Here is a 17,101-nt window from a genome sequence, read left to right as displayed (position 1 = left end):
CGTCACAGCCAGCGGGGAGGCGTCAATTCGCCCCCTGTAACTCCTATCGCACCGCGGCCGGCAGCCCAGCGCACCACGGACGGAAGGGAACCCTGCACCTCGTGCGTGATCTCGGCTCCCTCCTTCACCACGACAGGGGTGCTGCCCACGACCTCGATCGCGATACCCGTGCCGAGATCCTTCTTGCGCCACATCCCGACGATGTCGTCGAGCAGAGACTCGAGGACGATCGGGGGGAAGTCACCGAAACGACCACCGTTGTCGAGGTCGACGGCGTGGATCCATACCTCGCGGGTGCGCATCCACGCGGTTTCCTCCGCAGGCACGAGCCGCCCTTGCGCGGTGCGCACCTGCGCCTGCCACGCAGAATCCGGTAGGTGACGCCACTTCTCGTCCAGCCGTGCGACCGTGTGCGAGAACAAGTTACGAAGTGCTGCGGGACTCAGCGTGGCCCCTTCGTCGATCTCCTGCCCCCGCTGTTCCGTCGACGAGTACATCGGCGTCTCGATGCCTGTTGCAGCCCAATCCATGAGCCGGCACAGAGCTGCGGCGTTGTAGCCGATGTGCGCCACGAGGTGCCGGCGTGTCCACCCTTCGAGCAGGGTGGGGCCGTCGAGTTCGTCGTCGGTCAGATCCGCGAGCCGCTGCGACAGGTACGACGTACCTCGTCGGGCGATCAACAGCCGCTCGGAGAGTTCGAGATCGTTGAATCCCACGTCCGGGTTCTCCTACTTGATGATCGTCTTGTTCTTGACGGTGCCGAGGCCTTCGATCGTGACCTCGACGGTTTCGCCGTTCTGCACGTAGCGCGCGGGCTTGCGGGCGTGGCCGACGCCGCCGGTGGTGCCCGTGATGATGACATCTCCGGGCTGCAGCGTGACGATGTGCGAAATGTAGTCGACGAGTTTGGCTGGGGTGAACACCAGGTCGTGGGTGTTCGACGACTGCATTACCTCGCCCTCGAGCTTGGTCTCGATCTTGGTTCCGAGCTGATAGTCGGTGTCGAGGAACGGGCCGAAGCCGCTGGTCTTCTCGAACGTCTTGCCCTGGTCCCACTGCAGCGTGCGGTACTGGTAGTCGCGCATCGTGTAGTCGTTGATCACCGAGTAGCCGGCGATGTACCCGGCAGCGTCGCCCTCACCGACCTGGTAGGCCTGCTTGCCGATGACGACGGCCAGCTCCGCTTCCCAGTCGAGCTGCGCACCCGCATAATCGGGCACGATCACGTCGTCGTACGGGCCGGTGAGGGCTTCCTTGAACTTCGAGAACAGAGTCGGGAACTCGGGCAGATCGCGGCCCATCTCCTTGATGTGCGTCGCGTAGTTCAAGCCGACACACACGATCTTGCCGGGCTTCGGCACCACGGGGGCGTAGTCGGCGTTCGCGAGATCGACGACCTTGCCCGAAGCCTGCTCGGCGACGGACTTCCAGTCAGCGTTGTCGAGCAGCGCGGACAGATCGGCGTAGCCGTCGATCACGGTTGCGGCGGAGTCGCTGTCGACCCTCACTGCTGCGGTCGTGCCATCCAGGCGGAGAGTGGCGAGTCGCATGAGTTTTCAGGCTCCTTCGGAGATGATGGTTCGGTTGAAATGAAGTCGTTCCACGATAGGTGCGTCCGAGAACGCGAACAGGTCGACGCCGTCGTCGGTCTCGAGAGACCATTCCGTCCAGGACGGCACCACGATCATGTCGCCCTTGGCAACGTCGTGGTCGGTATCGCCGAGATGGAAACGGCCCTGTCCTTCGAAGACCTGGAACACGACCGAGCCGACATCGCGACGCTGACGGGTGTGTGCTCCGGCCCGGAGACGATGGAACTCGGCTCGGATCGTCGGCATGACGTCGCCGCCGGTGGTGGGGTTGGTATAGCGAATCGCTGCGTGTCCCGGCTCCGGCGTCGCGGCGTAGCCCTCATCCTCGAGCGCGAGCTGCTCGTTCAGCGCGCGGTCGGTATGGACCCATCGGTAGCACGCGATCGGTGAGCTGGTCTTCTTGTCCAGGCCCACGAGGGGACGCAGCCCCGGATGCACCCAGAGGCGCTCGGACCGGGAAATATCCGGGGTGCCCTCGTCGGTCACCCCGTCCGAACCGAATTCGAAGAACCCGGTATCCGTGTAATGAACGAACGGGATGTCCAAACCGTCGATCCATGCCATCGGCTGGTCGGTCTCGTTGTGGTGGCCGTGGAAGTTCCAGCCCGGTGTGAGCAGGAAGTCGCCGCGGCGCATCGCGACCGGATCGCCGTTGACGACGGTCCACACGCCCTCGCCCTCCACTACGAAGCGGAAGGCGTTCTGGGAGTGCCGGTGTTCGGGAGCCGTCTCCTTCGGGCCGAGGTACTGGATCGCCGCCCACAGGGTAGGGGTGACGTACGGGACGCCACCGAGGCCGGGGTTGGCCAGCGCGATTGCGCGGCGCTCGCCACCACGACCGACCGGCACGAGATCACCTGCGCGCTGCGCGAGCGGGTACAGCGTCGACCACTTCCACACGAACGGCACCGCCTTGGACGTCGGCACCATCGGCATGAGGTCGCCGAGCTGCGTCCACAGAGGGTTCAGGTTCTCGGTGGCGAAGTCGTCGTAGAGCTTTGTGAGTTCGGGGTCCATGGGTTCGGTGGCGGTCATCGGTCTCCTCGTCAAACGTGCAGCACATGCCCGGCTTGCCGTCCAACGTATGTCCGGTCACTCGTCGAACGGAACTGATTTCTTCTGTGCAGAACTCCCTGCGTCGGTCGGTTCGATACTCGCGACGTCCACCTGGACGCCGCGGACGGCAGCGTGCATCTGGTTGACCAGCTGCCCGCGCAGATGCGCCCGGTAGCGGGTGACGGGCACTGCGGCAGTGAGCGCCGCAATCGCGTTACCCCTGCCGTTGCGGATCGCCACACCGAGTGCAGCGACCCCTTCCTCTGTGTGTTCAACGTTCACCGCGAACCCCACTTTCCGCGCAGCCTCGAGCTCGTGGACGAATACCTCGAACTCCCCGACCGCCATCCTCCGATCGGTGGCGTCCGGCGAAGGTCCCTGATCGATCCGGGGCTCGTCGGCCGGCCGCAGGTACAACTGCTCCAGAACCGCGCGTGGCTGCTCGGCCAGGAGTATGCGTCCACCCGCTGTGAGCTCGGCCGGAAGGACCTGGCCTTGCCGATCACCCACCCGCAGGATCGATTCGGTCTCCGCGGTCCACAGGAACCGCGCCTGCGACCCGATCCTGATGACGAGGTTGATCGTCTCCCCCGCCAGCGACGCCAGCGCCTCCATGTGCGGCCGGGACAGTTCGGTGAGTTCGCGGGTCCAGCCCTGCCGCGCCGGCCCCACGCCCATCGCCGGTCCGGGGTGGTAGACCCGCTTCTCGTCCTGCACTGCGAACCCGCGGTATACCAGCATGGCGAGTAGTCGATGCGCGGTCGACGGTGCCGTCCCGAGTTCCTCAGCGGCTTCCTTCAATCGCAGAGCACCCACATCACGCAGCATCTGGAGTAGGCGAAGCGCATTGTCGACCGACTCCAAGGCATATGTAGGCCGCTCGATCCTGCCCGGCTTTTTCTGCATAGCAGAACTCTATTGCATGGCGGCGCAACGCACTCCCAAGGTGGAAAAATGCACCAGCCCAACGACGTCGTCTCCTCGACCGGCGACGGCCGCATAGTCCTCCCCCGCGGCAACGTCATCGCCGTGATCGTGTGCTGGCTGTTCGTCGTCTTCGACGGATACGACCTCATCGTCTACGGCAACGTCATTTCGAGCCTGCAGGACGAGTGGGGCATCAGCTCCTCGACTGCGGGCACCCTCGGGAGCCTCGCGTTCGTCGGCATGATGATCGGCGCGGTCCTCGCCGGACGGCTGTCCGACGCGATCGGACGCAAGCAAGCGGTCATCGGATGCGTCGTCGTGCTGTCGGTCTTCACCGCACTATGCGCGGTCGCGCCCGGTCCTGCCGTCTTCGGCATCTTCCGCCTGATCGCAGGAATCGGCCTCGGCGGACTCGTCCCGACATCCAATGCGCTTGCAGCCGAACTCGTCCCGAACAAGTGGCGTGCAGCCGTCGCGACCATGATGATGTCGGGCGTACCCATCGGAGGCAGTATCGCCGCCCTCGTCGGCATTCCCGTCATCCCGAACTGGGGTTGGCGACCGATGTTCCTGTTCGCTCTCATCCCGCTCGTCGTGCTTGTGCCGCTTGCCCTCAAGACCCTCCCGAGCACCACGATGAAGGTCGACACGAAGGCCGGAGCCAGCGGATTCAAGGCGCTACTCGGCCCACAGTTCCGCCTCATCAGCATCATGTTCGCTGCCGTCACGATCGTCACCCTCCTCGCCTGGTACGGACTCGGCACCTGGCTGCCGAAGCTCATGCAGGGCGAGGGCACCGACCTCGGCAGCGCCCTGACCTTCGCACTCGCCTTGAATCTGGGTGCGGTCGCCGGCTCGTTCATCACCGCCTGGGGTGGCGTGCGATACGGATCGGTGCCGACCAGCGTCATCGCCGCGGCCATCGCCGGCGTGTCCTTGCTTGCCCTGTTGCTCGACCCGCCTGTCGCCGTGGTCTACCTGATCTTCGTTCTTGCCGGCGTCGGCACACACGGCACCCAGGCACTCATCATCGCTGCAGTGGCGTCGTACTACCCGGACCATCTCCGCGGCACCGCTCTCGGCTGGGCGCTCGGTGTCGGGCGAATCGGCGCGGTCGCGGCGCCGCAGGTAGGCGGCTGGCTACTGGCTGCCGGACTCGGCGCCCACTCGAACTTCGTCCTGTTCGGTATCAGCGCACTGATCTCGTCGCTCCTGCTGGCGGTCATCTGGAGGAAGTTCCCCACCAGTCATGACGCGCCTCGCGGTCCGATCATGGCCCACTGACCCGACCTACTCTCGAACACCTAAGGAGCCTCGCCTCATGTCAGATCTGAAGGATGCACGGGTACTCATCGCCGGCGGCGGCATCGGCGGTGTCGCCAATGCCCTGGCACTCGCCCAGAAGGGCGCTCAGGTCACGCTGTTCGAGCGCGCACCAGAATTCGGCGAGGTCGGCGCAGGCCTTCAGATCGGTCCGCATGGCAGCCGCATCCTCCAATCACTCGGCGTCTACGACGAAGTGATCTCCAAGGGTGTACTGCCCAAGAACCTGGTCTTCCGTGACGCCGTCACCTCCGAGATCCTCACCAAGGTCAACCTCGGGCACGACTACCAGCAGCACTACGGTGGCGTGTACTTCGTTGTTCACCGCTCCGACCTGCATTCGGTGCTCGTCGAGGCGGCCCGCAAGGCCGGCGCCGATCTTCGCGTCAGTTCGGCCGTGCAAGACGTCATCACCGAAGGCGACACCGTGCGCGTCATCCTCGAGGACGGCTCCGAGCACGTCGGCGACGTCGCGCTCGGCATGGACGGACTGCACTCACGCCTGCGACCGAAACTGCACGACGACAAGCCCGTCGGATCCGGCTACGTCGCGTTCCGCGGCACCTTTCCGATGAACGCGGTTCCGCTCGAGGAGGAGATCGAGGACGTCGTCGGCTACATCGGTCCGCGCTGCCACTTCATCCAGTACCCACTGCGAGGCGGCGAGATGCTCAACCAGGTGGCTGTCTTCCAGTCCCCCGCGTTCCTGCGCGGTGAGGAGAAGTGGGGCAGCCCGGAAGAGTTGGCACACGCCTACGACCATTGCCACGAATCGGTGCAGGAAGCCCTGAAGTACCTGTGGACCGACCGCTGGTGGCCGATGTTCGACCGCGACCCGGTCGACAACTGGGTCGACGGCCGCATGCTCCTGCTCGGCGACGCCGCCCACCCGCCGCTGCAGTACCTCGCTTCCGGAGCCGTCATGGCCCTCGAGGACGCCCGGTGCCTGGCCGACTACGCCGCCGAGGATCTTCGCGGCGACACGAAGAACTGGCCCCAGATTCTGCGCGACGTCAACGCCGAACGCGCTCCGCGGTGCAACCGCATCCTCACCGTCGGCCGTATGTGGGGCGATCTCTGGCATCTCGACGGCGCGGGCCGTGAAGCACGCAACGAGCTGTTCCGCATCCGCGACACGTCGAGCTACAAGTACACCGATTGGCTGTGGGGCTACAGCTCCGACCGCGCACGCTGACCGCCCGGGTCGTCCCCGTCAGACCCGCAGCGGATCCGGCGGGGATGAAAACATAGCAATCGCCTTGCGGCGCAGTACATAACGTACTAGCGCCCGTCGATCGGACGCACGGACCTCCACACCCCACATCTCCTGCGCAATGGGGTGCATCAACGCGCGCACCACACACGTCGGCACCCGTCGTTGCACCCAATCGCTCGGGCGCACCACTTGATCATGGAAGAAGTCACCGGCGTCGGTACGGCGCAGCTGCGCACTGCAGGTGTCGTCGAACCATCCGGTGAACTCGGCCCACGTACCAGGCAGACCCGTGTCACTGATCCCATATCGGCGGAACCACCCGCAACAATCCCGGTACACGTTCTCTCGGTCCTCGTCCGTCAACGGCCGCACGAACGTGTCGATCATCGTCACGAGCGTCTCGACGTACGTCGCGTGCTGGAACTGGAACAAGTCCGGATTCAGACTGTGATATCGATGACCCAGACCGTCGACACCTTTGATGCGCTCGTGTCCACGCTTGATGATCAGCGACATATCGGTGTCGTCGTAGGCCATCCGGATGAAGATCGGAACTGTGTGTCGCTTGTGCAACCACAACCGTCGCGGAGTGCGTGAATGCTCCATGCCCGCCGCGAGTGCCGGGTGCAGCATCTGCAGTCCCACTGCTCGCGGCAACGCGAGCAGGAACCGCTTGTCGGCGAGATAGCGGTGCAGTAACCCGCTCCTGTCGATATCGCTCATCCCTGTGACCACTTCGACTTTCGGTGATCGTGCGCTAGATGATGTTCCTGCCGGTTTTCAGGCGGCGACGCAGATCCATCATCAGCGCGTGGCTGCCACCGTGCCGGATGAACTTCGGAATGAAGCGGTTGACGAACGAGACGAATACAAACAGGTGCTCGAATCGACGACGGTCCGCCTCGCTCCATTCGTAGCCGAGCTGGTCGCGGAAGTACGGCGGCAGAGTTCCGATCGTCAGGAACTTCAACAGATTCCTGAACATCAACCGCATCGGCAGGTTGATCATCTTCAGGCCGACGAGGTCATCGATGAACTTCTTGGAGGCTTCGTCGAAAACCACGCGTTCACACCCTCGATTCCAGTACACCTCGAAGTCGGCCCGAGTCGTCGGCCACATCTCTTCGGTGACCTGCAGCGTGGCGCCGAGCTTCGACGCGGTCGCATAGAAGTCCTCGATCTGGATCTCGTCCAAGGTTCCGTGCAGCAGCTGGTAGCTGTCTTCGATGCCGACGTAGAGGCAGGCCGCGACCCACATCTGGAGTTCGCGGTTGAACGCGTTGTATTTCACGGGGCTGTTCTCGTCGGAACGCACCTGTCGGTGGGCTCCGTTGACGGCTTCCCGGAACGCCATGCGCTCCTCATCGGTTCCGAGGATGGCGACCGCCAGATATTGCGTCGTGGTGCGCGCACGCTTCCACGGATGATGCACGAGGGCGCCGCTCGGCACTTTGCTCTCCATCACGCCGTAAGCGACTTCGGGCCAGCCCAGCTGCATGATGACGTTTGCGGCTGCACCGGCGAATGACCAGAAGTCGATGGCGTCGGACAGGACGTGCTTCTTGCGGCTCCATCGATTCGGACCGCTGGTGATCTTGATTCGGGTACGAGCCGAGGTGAGCACGGGTTCGGATTCCACGGTGTCGTCGAGGTAATGCGCGGGCATGTGACCCTCCTGGTCGTCCTGTCGTACGGTAGCGCCGGGCGGCGTTCCTACTGGTCAGTTCCCTCCACTGCCAATCCCCTGAAGCAGCATCCGCCAGAAGGTCGCCAGCTCTTCTCCTGCCGGAATGAGAATCGGATCGGCGACGACCGGAGGACCGATGAGCGTGCCGGGAGATGTCCGGTTCGCCACGCCGAGATCATTCGGTCGCGGCGCGTTCTGCGCGCCGCGCTGGCCGTGGTCCTGACCCGGCGGGCAGTAGTGCGTGAGGTCGGGGGTCACCGGCGATTCGTCGCCGAGGTGTCGGCGAGGGGTGTCATAGGCACACACCGGACCCTGAGTTGCGATGAGCGCGAAGTCCGCTCGGTCGCCGTGCACGATGGATTCGAGTGCGGCCAGTCCTGCGGGAATCGAGACGAGGCCGGTCTGTAACGCCGCTGATCTTTCGGAGATGACCGGTGCCACGTCGACGAGGTTCGAAAGCACTGCCGCGAAGGACATCTCGTTGGCGGCAAGCACACCGTCGGCTCGCCGCATGGCATCCGGAGTGGTCGTCATCATTTCGGTGATCCGATCCTCGTTGTTGTACAAGGTGTCGGCGATTGTGCGGGCCGCCGCTACACCGTCGACGAATCGATCCGAATTTCCCGCCATGGCGGTCGTCAGACCAGCTGTGCGACTGAGCAGTTCGGTCAGGTCGGCAGCCTGGCTTTCGAGCCGACCCGACAGATCGTCGGCGTCAGTGATCAGCCGTGCCAGATCCGGGCCGAGCCCTTGGAAGGCCGCACCGAGCTCGGTTCCGATCGTCGAAACGGTGCCTGGCTCGAAGGTATCGAGTAGCGACGCCGTGCTCGCGAGGGTTTCAGCGATCTGCACGGGCTGCTCCTCCGCAGGCATCTCGATCGAGTCACCGTCCACGAGATACGGGCCACGGTCGACGCGCGGGAAGATATCGACGTTGAGCATGCCTGCGAGCGTCCCTTGGGTGATCTTCGCGATCGAGTCGACCGGGATCTCGGTGCCGGATTCGAGTTCGAACTCGAGCCTGGCACCCCCGCTCTGCGGTTCGACGTTCACTGCCGACACTGCACCCACCTGTACACCGCGGTAAGTAACGACGGTGCCTTCCGACACACCGAGCGCATCGTCCACGTCGGCGGACAGGGTCATCGGATCGCCGATACCGCGGGGGCCGACGATGTAGTAGACGCCGTACGGGACGACGATGACCGCAGCCAACGCGAACAGGACGAGCTGGACGAGGACGATCTTCTTCATCGGTGTCCTCCTCCGAGGAGATCCTGCAACGACGTCGGTGACGGGCCGGGCGGCGTACCGGTGAAGGTCCCGCCGGTCAGAACCGTATCGATACTCTCCGGGATCTCGAGAGCTCCGTCGAACACGAGGTAGTCACCGCGCACCGACTTACCGAACGTGTCCATGAACGCGTTCATGGCGGTGAGAGTGCCGCCCATCCGGTCGTTGAACGCGGCAAGGGTGGACGCAACCGTCTCTGCGTCGGTCAGGAATCCGGCGGTGCCCTGCGGTACGGCATCGGTCAGTGCCTGCATGTTGCCGGCCAGACGCGTCGTCGATTCGAGGAGCGCGGAGATCGAATCGCGTTGTGAGACGAGCACCTCCACCGCGCCCGCGGTATTCGCGAGGTAGGTGTCCATCGTCTGCTCCTCGTCCGCCATGGTCCGGGTGACGTCGGCGGCCAGGACCATCGCCTCGTCGAACGCTGTCTGTTTGTCGATCGCGCGGGTCATGAGGTCGGTGGCGGTGTCGGCGAGCGACTGCACCTGATCGGATCGCCCCGTGAATGCGATGTTCAGTTCGTCGACGACCGTCGCAAGTTGGTCCATTCCGCTGCCGCTGACAACATTGCCGAGTGACGCGAGCATCGTCTCCACACGCGGACCCAGATCGGTGTTGTCGACGGTGATCACATCGCCGTCGGACAATCGGTCCGTCGCGGCATCAGCAGGTGTGACGAGCCTCAGGTACGGGCTGCCGAGAGCCGACGGAATCTCCACCGAGACCAGAACATTGCTCGGTACCTCGAGTTCGCGTTGCAGCGAGACCTGAAGGGTCGCGCCGGTTGTCGCAGTGTTCAGGGCTGCCACCCGGCCGACGATCTGCTGGCCGTATCGGACGTCCGCGCCGAGGACGATGCCGTCGGCGCTCGACAGGTGCACGTCCACGTCGAATGCGCCGGCACCGGCGGACCGCCCGACCGGGAGATCCTGGATGCCGTAGCCGCAGCCGGACACAACAGCCGTGCTTGCGACAGCCACAGCGAGCGCGACGAGACTCATGCGCTGCTTGGAGGGGACGAGAGACGTCGGGGTCACGGGTTCCCTCCGGTGATGGCCGTAACGATCCCGAGCGGATCGGACGCGCTGATGGGAAATGAGATGGGGTTGGTGAACCCGGCGCCCGTGCACAGCGGCAGCGGGTGTTGCGCACACAGCGGACCGGCGGTCTCGAAGGATGTCAGGTTCGTCGACACGTTCAACCGGATGCGGCTGCGCCCGTCGGGGCCGACGGTGTTCTCCAGGTTCTGCATCATCAGCGGGACGAGGTCCATGAACTCCGCGAGTCCTGCTTTGTTGTCGGTCAGGGCGTAGCCGAGTCCTTCGAGGTTCGTCGAGATCGCTCCGAAGCTCTCCTGGTGCTGTATCACGAAACTGTCGAGTTCGGCGAACACGGTCTGCAGTTGTTCGAGCGGCACGGTGATGTCGAGATCCGCATCCTGCCATACGGTGGAGAGAGCGGACATGTCGTCGACCATGGAATCGAGCGATACCTGACGCGCATCCATCGCCTCGATGAGCGTCGAGAGGTTGTCGACGAGTACCGAGAAGCCCTCGGAGGTTCCGCCGATGACTCCGGTGGCTGCGCTGAGGTCGCGGATGGCATTGTTGAACGCCTCCCCCTGGCCGCCCCACGTCTCGGCGCTGCTCGCGAGCACCGAGCCGACGTCGCCGCCGTCCGGTCCCATGAAGTCGACGAGGGTCGAGAGACTGCCGAGCATCCCATCGATGTCGATGGGCGAATGGGTGCGCTCGACCGGGATGGTCGATCCGTCGGGCAGTTCCGGTCCATCGGAGAACGCAGGCCCGAGTTCGATATAGCGCTCACTGATGATCGCGGGGCTCATCACGTATGCGGAGACGTCGGCAGGCAGTGTCACCTCTTCGGGGACGGTCATCGTCACCCGCACCGACGTACCCTGCGGTTCGATGCCGGTGACGGTTCCGACGGCGACACCGAGCACTGCAACCTTGCTGCCGGCGTAGATGCCGTTGACGTACTCGAAATCGGCGTGCACCGTGGTGACCCGGTCGGTACGGCCGAAGATGTACCAGATGGGTGCAGCGATCAGCAGAAGCGCAACCACCACGAGCGAGATGATCTTCTTTCTACCCGACGGCCTTGTCGTGCCGGGCTGCTCGCTCCCCGGCATTTCCTGTATCACCGGCATTCCTGCATCACTCCGATCGCGCACAGAAGATTGTCGGGCAGGACCGCTGCGGGGGTGGTGACGTCGGCCCACGTGCCGTTGCCGGTGGCATCTGTGACGGTGCGCAACGCCGGTGGCAACTGTGTCATGAGAGAGGCGATGTTCTCGGAGTTGCGCTGCAAGGTGGCCGTGACGGCCGTCAGGTTGGCGACGAGACGGTCGGCTTCTTCCCGGTTCTCCGTGAACGTCTGCGACAGCGTCGTGATGACAGCACGCAGGTTGTTCGCGAGCCCGGTGAGCGCCTCCTTACGGACCGCCATGGTCTGCACGAGTGTGCGTGCGTCCACTGCGGTTTCGACTACCGAATCCTGTTGAGCGACTGCCATCTCCGACAGCCGACGTGACATCTCGAGCAGTTGATCGAACTGGCCGCTGTGCCGTCCGAACGCTGACGACGCGGCACTGATGCCCGTGAGGGTTCGTTCGATCTCGCCGCTGTCGGACGGCATGACCTGCGACAACGTGGTCATCATCTGTTCCATCGCGTCGAGGTCGAGTTCTTGGGAGACTCGCTGCGCACCCGCTCCGACTTCGTCGAGCGAGTAGGGGACGGTGGTTCGATCGATCGGGATCGTGTTGCCGCCGTCGTCGACACCGCTGGGCCGGACATCGAGGTACCGCTTGCCGAGCACGGTTTCGAGCCGGACCGACGCAGTCGATGTGTTGCCGACCGTGCGGTTGTCGTCGAGCCTGAACTCGACGTCGACGTGACGACCGGTGAGGACGATGTTCTCGACCCGCCCGGCGGGGACGCCTGCGACATAGACGGGATCACCGGCAGCAAGCCCTGCTGCGTTCGCGAATTCCGCTGTGAAAGGCTCGGTTCGGGCCTGATACCAGAAGCGAGGGATGCTGATCGCCGCGGTGAGGCCGACGATGAGCACGACGATGCCGATCGTGCCGAGTACGAGCGGCATGTGCGTGGTGTTCTGCCTTCGACCGAATCCGAAGAGGAATTCGAGCGCGCCGACGAAAATGTCGATGAGTTTGACGAGGAACATCGCTTCAGCGCACCTCCCCCGCGGCCGTCTCCTCGGAGTTCGCCACGAGGACGTTCACGAGGTCGTCGATGTGCGCGACGCCGATCGCGACGATGCCGATACCGGCGCCGAGCACGACGACGACGAACACCAAGGCGATGCTCTGCATGATCCGTCCGTTGTGACCGCCGAGCGATCGGGTACCGCGGACGACGAGGTCGATGAGTCGTGTCAGAGGGATCATCGGCACACCGGCGAATGGGTCGGACCGAAGATGTTCACTTCTGCGTCGCCTGCTTTCAGAGTGAAGTTGCACAGGTAGAGGCTCACGAAGCTGCCGTACTGCCCGGTGCGGTTGATCTGGTGCGCGAAGTTCGGGAGGTTCGTCAGCATGCGCTCGAACTCGGGTGTGTTCGCGATCCAGGTGTCGGTGACAGCACCGAGGCTCGCGAGGGATCGGGTGAACGCACCATCGGACTGCACCATGATGTCGGCGAGCTCGTCGACTGTGGCGCTGCCGCTGTCGAGGAACTCGGCGAGCCGGGCGCCGTCACCGACGACGGAATCACCGAGCACGGACAGTCCGTCGACGAGCGAGCTCAGCTCACCGGAGCGGTTGTCGAGCGTTCCGAGCAGCCGTGTCATGTTCACGACGACCTCACCGAGGATGTCTTCGCGATCTCCGAGACTTCCGGTGAGGACCGCCACCCGGTCGAGGAACTGCGCGACGGCGTCGCTGCGTCCGTTGAACGTGTCGGTGAGGTTGCGTGCGAGGACGTTGACCTCGTCGGGCGGCAGGGAGTCGAACAGCGGCCGGAACCCGTTCATCAACGCGGTCAGGTCGACCGGTGGCGTGGTCTGCGAGACCGGAACCACCGCGCCAGGGGCGAGCACGTCGGACACTGCGGGTGCGTCGACGTACGGTTCGGGCATCGTGATGGCCACGTACCGGGCACCAAGCATGTCGCCGTAGCGCACTGTCGCGCGAACGCCGCTGGTGAGTATCTGATCGCCTTCGATCTCGACGGTCACGCGTGCCATCGCACCGCCGCCGTCGGCGTCGGCGACGTCGATCGCATCGACCCGGCCGACCCGCACGCCGGACAGCGTGACAGGATTGCCGACGCCTAGGCCTTCCACGTCGGTGAACTCGAGAATGTAGTGATCGGAAGATCCGCGGACCGGCTCGGCCAGCGTGTTGAACACCAGTGTTCCGCAGACCGCACCGACCACACAGTAGCCTGCGAGCGACAGCACTTGGGAACGAGTGAGTTTCACGGGATCTGCACCTCGTTGCCACGGACGAGCGGTCCGAGAATGAACGAGGTCGCGGGATTCAGGGCTTCGGCGACCTCGCCGAGGGGGTCGGGCAGGGCCACTCCGGCAGTACCCAATGCATCCTCGAGAAGCTTCAATGCCTCGGCTTCGCCTGGGCCGCCGACGATCTTCGTCGATTCAGTGCCGACGATCCGCGTGGGCGTACTGTAGGTGCTGTTGCCGGGACTGTTGCATTCGCGTCCGGTCATGGACCCGTAGCTCGGGCAATCCGCCGACGTGTACGGCAGTGGGTCGGCGAACGACGGTACGGCGGTGATGTTGAATCGTCCGGTCGAGAAAACCCGCGCTCCGGCGTTGCCGAACAGTTCGGCGTTCTCCAGCGTGCTGTACAGGCCGCTCGGGTTGGCTGCCGTCGTGGCGAGGATCGTGCCGACCGAGTTGGTGACCGTGATCATCGAATCACGGCGCTCGCCGGTGAATCCGTCGACCGACGCTGCGAGCAGGGTCGCGGCATCGAAGGTGTCGGCCAGCCGATCGCGGCTCTCGACGATGGCGCCGGACACCTCGGCAGCCGATGCGACCATTCCGACGATGTCCGGGGTGGCGACCGACAACGACCGCATGACCTCGACGAACTGTGGTGTCGCATCGAGGAAGTCGGCGGCAGCAGGAGCCATCGTGTCGCTGACGGCGGCAAATCTGTCGATCGTGCGCCCGATGGTTTCACCGTGTCCGTCGAGCGCGCTGCTCAACGCACTCAGTGCGACCGAGAGCTGATCCGGACGCATGTCGTCGAGGACACCGGCCATCTTCGTGAACACGTCGTACATTGCGACGGCTTCCGGTCCGGAGTCGACGACGATGGTATCGACCTCCCCGAGCGTGCCGCCTGCGGTGATGGTCGCGTCGCCTTCCGGGTCGACGAGTTCGACGTAGATGTCGCCGAAGAAGGTGCGGGGCACGACGCGGGCGAGAACCGCCGACGGCACGAGCTTCGCAGCAGCCGAGTCGATGGCCAGGCGCACCTGGGACTCGGTCGAGCCGGCCTCCACGGAGGCGATCCGTCCGACTTCGACGCCGTGATACCGCACGGGCGCTCCCCCGTTGACGAGCCCGGCAGCGGCGGGGACCTCGACGAAGACGTCGTCGGTGCTCTCGAAGGTTCCTGTGCCGCGGAGCACCATGCCTGCCGCGACACCCATCGCAAGGCAGAGACTCAGCGCGCCGTAGGCAATGTATCTCGTTCTCTGACGTGAGGTGGGCCGATCCATGTCACACCCCCATTCCGGGAACTTCGGGAACCAGACCCCACAGCGCGAACGTGAGCAGCACGTCGAGCACACCGATCGACAGGATCGCGGTGCGCAGCGCACGGCCTGCCGCTGCGCCCACACCTGCGGGCCCTCCGGACGCGTAGTACCCGTAGGCGCAGTGCACGAGGCTGACGACCACAGCGAACACCATCGCCTTGATACCCGAGTACAGGAGATCCTGCGGCGTGAGAACCAGGTGGAAGAAGTAGTCGTAGGTCCCTGCCGAGGCCCCGTTGAAATACACCACGACGAGGCGGGTGGACAGGTAACTGGCGAGAAGGCCGATCATGTAGATCGGGATGACGCACACCATCGCGGCAAGCACGCGGGTCGCGGCGAGGAACGGAATCGACCGGATGGCCATGGAATCCAGCGCGTCGATCTCGTCGGAGATGCGCATGGCGCCGATCTGTGCGGTGAAACCGACACCGACCTTCGCCGACAGTGCGATCGCGACGACTACGGGGGCGAGCTCGCGAGTGTTCGCGACGGCCGAGAGCATCCCGGACATCGTGGTCATCCCGACGAGCTCGAGACCGCGTTGGGTCTCCACCCCCAGCATCATCGCCGCGGCGAGCGACATGGCGAAGACGATGCCGATCGTTCCGCCGCCCGACAGCAACGACTGGGTTCCGAAGCTCACCTCACTGATCTGAGCAAAAACATGCTTCCGAAACTTGCTGAGAGCATATGGAATCGAAGCGATGGTACGGAAGTAGAACGAGACATGCATTCCGAGTGTCGCGAGGTTGTCGCCGACACGCCCCACCGCCCGTGTCGCACCCGCGATCGGTTCACGTGTTGCAAGTGTCATGCGAACTCACCGACAGCTGGAACGATGACCGTGTACAGGGCAGACAGCGCGGTGTTGACGATGAACACGAGTGCGAACGCGATCACGACCGCCTCGTTCACCGCGTCAGCGACGCCGCGCGGGCCGCCTTTCGTGTGCAGTCCCTTGAACGTCGCCACGAGGGCGGAGAGCAAACCGAAGACCGCTGATTTCACCAGTGCCATAACGAAATCAGCTGGTCGTCCGTATTCCGAGAATGTCGCCATGAATGTTCCGGCGGGTAGGTGCTGCACATAGATGTGATACAGCCAGCATGCGGCGACACCACCGAGAGTGACCATCGAACACAGCGCGAGAGACACTACGACGGCACCGACGAGTCGCGGCGCCACAAGACGTTCGAGGACGTCGAGTCCCATTACTTCCATCGCGTCGATCTCTTCGCGGATCTTGCGTGACCCGAGATCTGTGCAGATCGCCGATCCGGCGACACCCGCAAGCATGAGTGCACACACGAGCGCCGATGCCTGGCCGACGATGATGAAAGCGACGACCGCGCCCGAGTAACCACCGGCCCCGATCCGTCCGGCGAGTTCGCCGACCGACACGGCGATGAATACGCCGACCGGAATCATCAGCAGCAGAGACGGTCCGGTGCACACCCGTCCGATGAACAGGGTCTGCGTGACGGTTTCGTGCAGCGACAGTCGTCGTCGGATGATGGCAACCATCAGGACGACCAGCGACTGCACGGCGAACCCGATCAGGAAACCACCCTCGGTCGCGACGTCGCGAACCGGACCGCGCGATGCCGGCAGCTCGTAGGTCATCTACTGAATCCCTTCATTTCGCACCCCACAACCGTTCTCCGCACACGCGGATCACCCCCATCCGGTAACCGAGCACATCGGCAACACCACCGGAAACAGTCTTCGATTTGCAGTGAAGTGTGGCACACAAGTCTCCGACCGACAAGGTTCAAGTGAACACTCATTCTAGGTTATAGAGCGCGCCTTCCACGCCCTGCGTCTCGGCATGCCCCGGTGGGGACGGCCGACGAAACATGCTTGGTGCCAGTCTGTTCTACTATTGCCCGCCGCCCATCACTCGCACATGCCACAACGATCGCGAGAGGCGATCGGATGCCACAGGAGAACAGTCGTACAGAACACGAGCCGCCATACCCTTCAGCGTGCGGCGAGTTCGCCGTTCACGTCATGCACACGTCGGAGAACGTCAGAACAGGCCAGCACACGATCGAGCCCAGGAACGAGATCACCAGATCGACACCTTCCATGTCCGCAAGGTGCGAGGTGTGGGTGAGAGTCCAGATCACTCCGATCAATCCGTACGGAATGGCGATCAGAACGACCAGACCGATGAATTCGGCCACGGACATCTCGTAGGACAGAACCCTGCGTGCAGTGTCGAACA

The 17,101-nt window shown here is 64.2% G+C and carries 18 protein-coding genes; 2 read left to right on the top strand and 16 right to left on the bottom strand.

The features are described from left to right. Window positions 1-2 precede the first annotated feature (2 nt). Genes ACTDXD_RS19135 through ACTDXD_RS19120 form a run of 4 tightly spaced genes read right to left on the bottom strand, consistent with a single transcriptional unit; the run spans window position 3 to window position 3,554 of the window. Complete coding sequence (locus tag ACTDXD_RS19135) at window positions 3-716, bottom strand: maleylpyruvate isomerase family mycothiol-dependent enzyme (protein ID WP_440123851.1); 714 nt, start codon at window positions 714-716, stop codon at window positions 3-5. Between the two features lie 12 nt (window positions 717-728). Then, window positions 729-1,550: a fumarylacetoacetate hydrolase family protein gene (locus ACTDXD_RS19130; protein WP_440123850.1), complete on the bottom strand. Its 822-nt coding sequence runs from the start codon at window positions 1,548-1,550 to the stop codon at window positions 729-731. A 6-nt stretch (window positions 1,551-1,556) separates the two neighbouring features. After that, a complete protein-coding gene (locus ACTDXD_RS19125; protein ID WP_440123849.1) occupies window positions 1,557-2,627 on the bottom strand; it encodes a cupin domain-containing protein in 1,071 nt (356 codons plus the stop codon). Window positions 2,628-2,684: 57 nt separating this feature from the next. Next, the gene (locus ACTDXD_RS19120; protein ID WP_440123848.1) at window positions 2,685-3,554 is read right to left on the bottom strand and encodes an IclR family transcriptional regulator; all 870 of its coding nucleotides are present in this window, start codon (window positions 3,552-3,554) and stop codon (window positions 2,685-2,687) included. A gap of 48 nt (window positions 3,555-3,602) precedes the next feature. Between ACTDXD_RS19120 and ACTDXD_RS19115 the strand changes: the two genes are divergently transcribed. Both ACTDXD_RS19115 and ACTDXD_RS19110 read left to right on the top strand, forming a co-directional pair. Continuing rightward, window positions 3,603-4,859 carry an MFS transporter gene (locus tag ACTDXD_RS19115; protein ID WP_440123847.1) on the top strand — a complete coding sequence of 419 codons (1,257 nt, stop codon included), beginning with the start codon at window positions 3,603-3,605 and terminating at the stop codon, window positions 4,857-4,859. Window positions 4,860-4,896: 37 nt separating this feature from the next. Next, on the top strand, window positions 4,897-6,093 hold the full coding sequence (locus ACTDXD_RS19110) for an FAD-dependent monooxygenase (RefSeq protein WP_440123846.1): 1,197 nt from the start codon (window positions 4,897-4,899) through the stop codon (window positions 6,091-6,093). Window positions 6,094-6,111: 18 nt separating this feature from the next. Here the strand turns inward: ACTDXD_RS19110 and ACTDXD_RS19105 are convergent, their stop codons facing one another. From ACTDXD_RS19105 to ACTDXD_RS19050, 12 genes are all read right to left on the bottom strand, one after another. Further along, a complete protein-coding gene (locus tag ACTDXD_RS19105) occupies window positions 6,112-6,837 on the bottom strand; it encodes an oxygenase MpaB family protein (RefSeq protein WP_440123845.1) in 726 nt (241 codons plus the stop codon). Window positions 6,838-6,871: 34 nt separating this feature from the next. After that, the gene (locus ACTDXD_RS19100; RefSeq protein ID WP_440123844.1) at window positions 6,872-7,780 is read right to left on the bottom strand and encodes an oxygenase MpaB family protein; all 909 of its coding nucleotides are present in this window, start codon (window positions 7,778-7,780) and stop codon (window positions 6,872-6,874) included. 54 nt (window positions 7,781-7,834) lie between these two features. Next, entirely contained in the window at window positions 7,835-9,055 is a 1,221-nt protein-coding gene (locus ACTDXD_RS19095) for an MCE family protein (protein ID WP_440123843.1), read from the bottom strand. Next, complete coding sequence (locus ACTDXD_RS19090; protein WP_440123842.1) at window positions 9,052-10,131, bottom strand: MCE family protein; 1,080 nt, start codon at window positions 10,129-10,131, stop codon at window positions 9,052-9,054. Before ACTDXD_RS19090 ends, ACTDXD_RS19095 begins: the two co-directional genes overlap by 4 nt. Beyond that, window positions 10,128-11,264 carry an MCE family protein gene (locus ACTDXD_RS19085; RefSeq protein ID WP_440123841.1) on the bottom strand — a complete coding sequence of 379 codons (1,137 nt, stop codon included), beginning with the start codon at window positions 11,262-11,264 and terminating at the stop codon, window positions 10,128-10,130. The genes ACTDXD_RS19090 and ACTDXD_RS19085 overlap by 4 nt, the downstream gene beginning before the upstream one ends. Beyond that, window positions 11,255-12,304, bottom strand: a complete 1,050-nt coding sequence (locus ACTDXD_RS19080; RefSeq protein WP_440123840.1) for an MCE family protein — start codon at window positions 12,302-12,304, stop codon at window positions 11,255-11,257. The genes ACTDXD_RS19085 and ACTDXD_RS19080 overlap by 10 nt, the downstream gene beginning before the upstream one ends. Window positions 12,305-12,308: 4 nt before the next feature. Beyond that, window positions 12,309-12,527, bottom strand: a complete 219-nt coding sequence (locus ACTDXD_RS19075) for a hypothetical protein (RefSeq protein WP_440123839.1) — start codon at window positions 12,525-12,527, stop codon at window positions 12,309-12,311. Beyond that, window positions 12,524-13,561, bottom strand: coding sequence for an MCE family protein (locus ACTDXD_RS19070; protein ID WP_440123838.1), 1,038 nt, complete (start codon window positions 13,559-13,561; stop codon window positions 12,524-12,526). The genes ACTDXD_RS19075 and ACTDXD_RS19070 overlap by 4 nt, the downstream gene beginning before the upstream one ends. Further along, entirely contained in the window at window positions 13,558-14,832 is a 1,275-nt protein-coding gene (locus ACTDXD_RS19065) for an MCE family protein (RefSeq protein WP_440123837.1), read from the bottom strand. Before ACTDXD_RS19065 ends, ACTDXD_RS19070 begins: the two co-directional genes overlap by 4 nt. A 1-nt stretch (window position 14,833) precedes the next feature. Continuing rightward, the gene (locus ACTDXD_RS19060; protein WP_440123836.1) at window positions 14,834-15,688 is read right to left on the bottom strand and encodes an ABC transporter permease; all 855 of its coding nucleotides are present in this window, start codon (window positions 15,686-15,688) and stop codon (window positions 14,834-14,836) included. Continuing rightward, window positions 15,685-16,497 (bottom strand): MlaE family ABC transporter permease, encoded by an 813-nt coding sequence (locus ACTDXD_RS19055; protein ID WP_169687537.1) that lies wholly within the window; start codon window positions 16,495-16,497, stop codon window positions 15,685-15,687. The genes ACTDXD_RS19060 and ACTDXD_RS19055 overlap by 4 nt, the downstream gene beginning before the upstream one ends. Window positions 16,498-16,877: 380 nt before the next feature. Further along, entirely contained in the window at window positions 16,878-17,066 is a 189-nt protein-coding gene (locus ACTDXD_RS19050; RefSeq protein WP_440127705.1) for a hypothetical protein, read from the bottom strand. Window positions 17,067-17,101: the final 35 nt, after the last annotated feature.

This window comes from Rhodococcus sp. SJ-3 (assembly GCF_051918125.1).
In the GTDB taxonomy this organism is placed as follows: Bacteria; Actinomycetota; Actinomycetes; order Mycobacteriales; family Mycobacteriaceae; genus Rhodococcus.
This window is presented reverse-complemented; position numbering and strand designations above follow the sequence as displayed.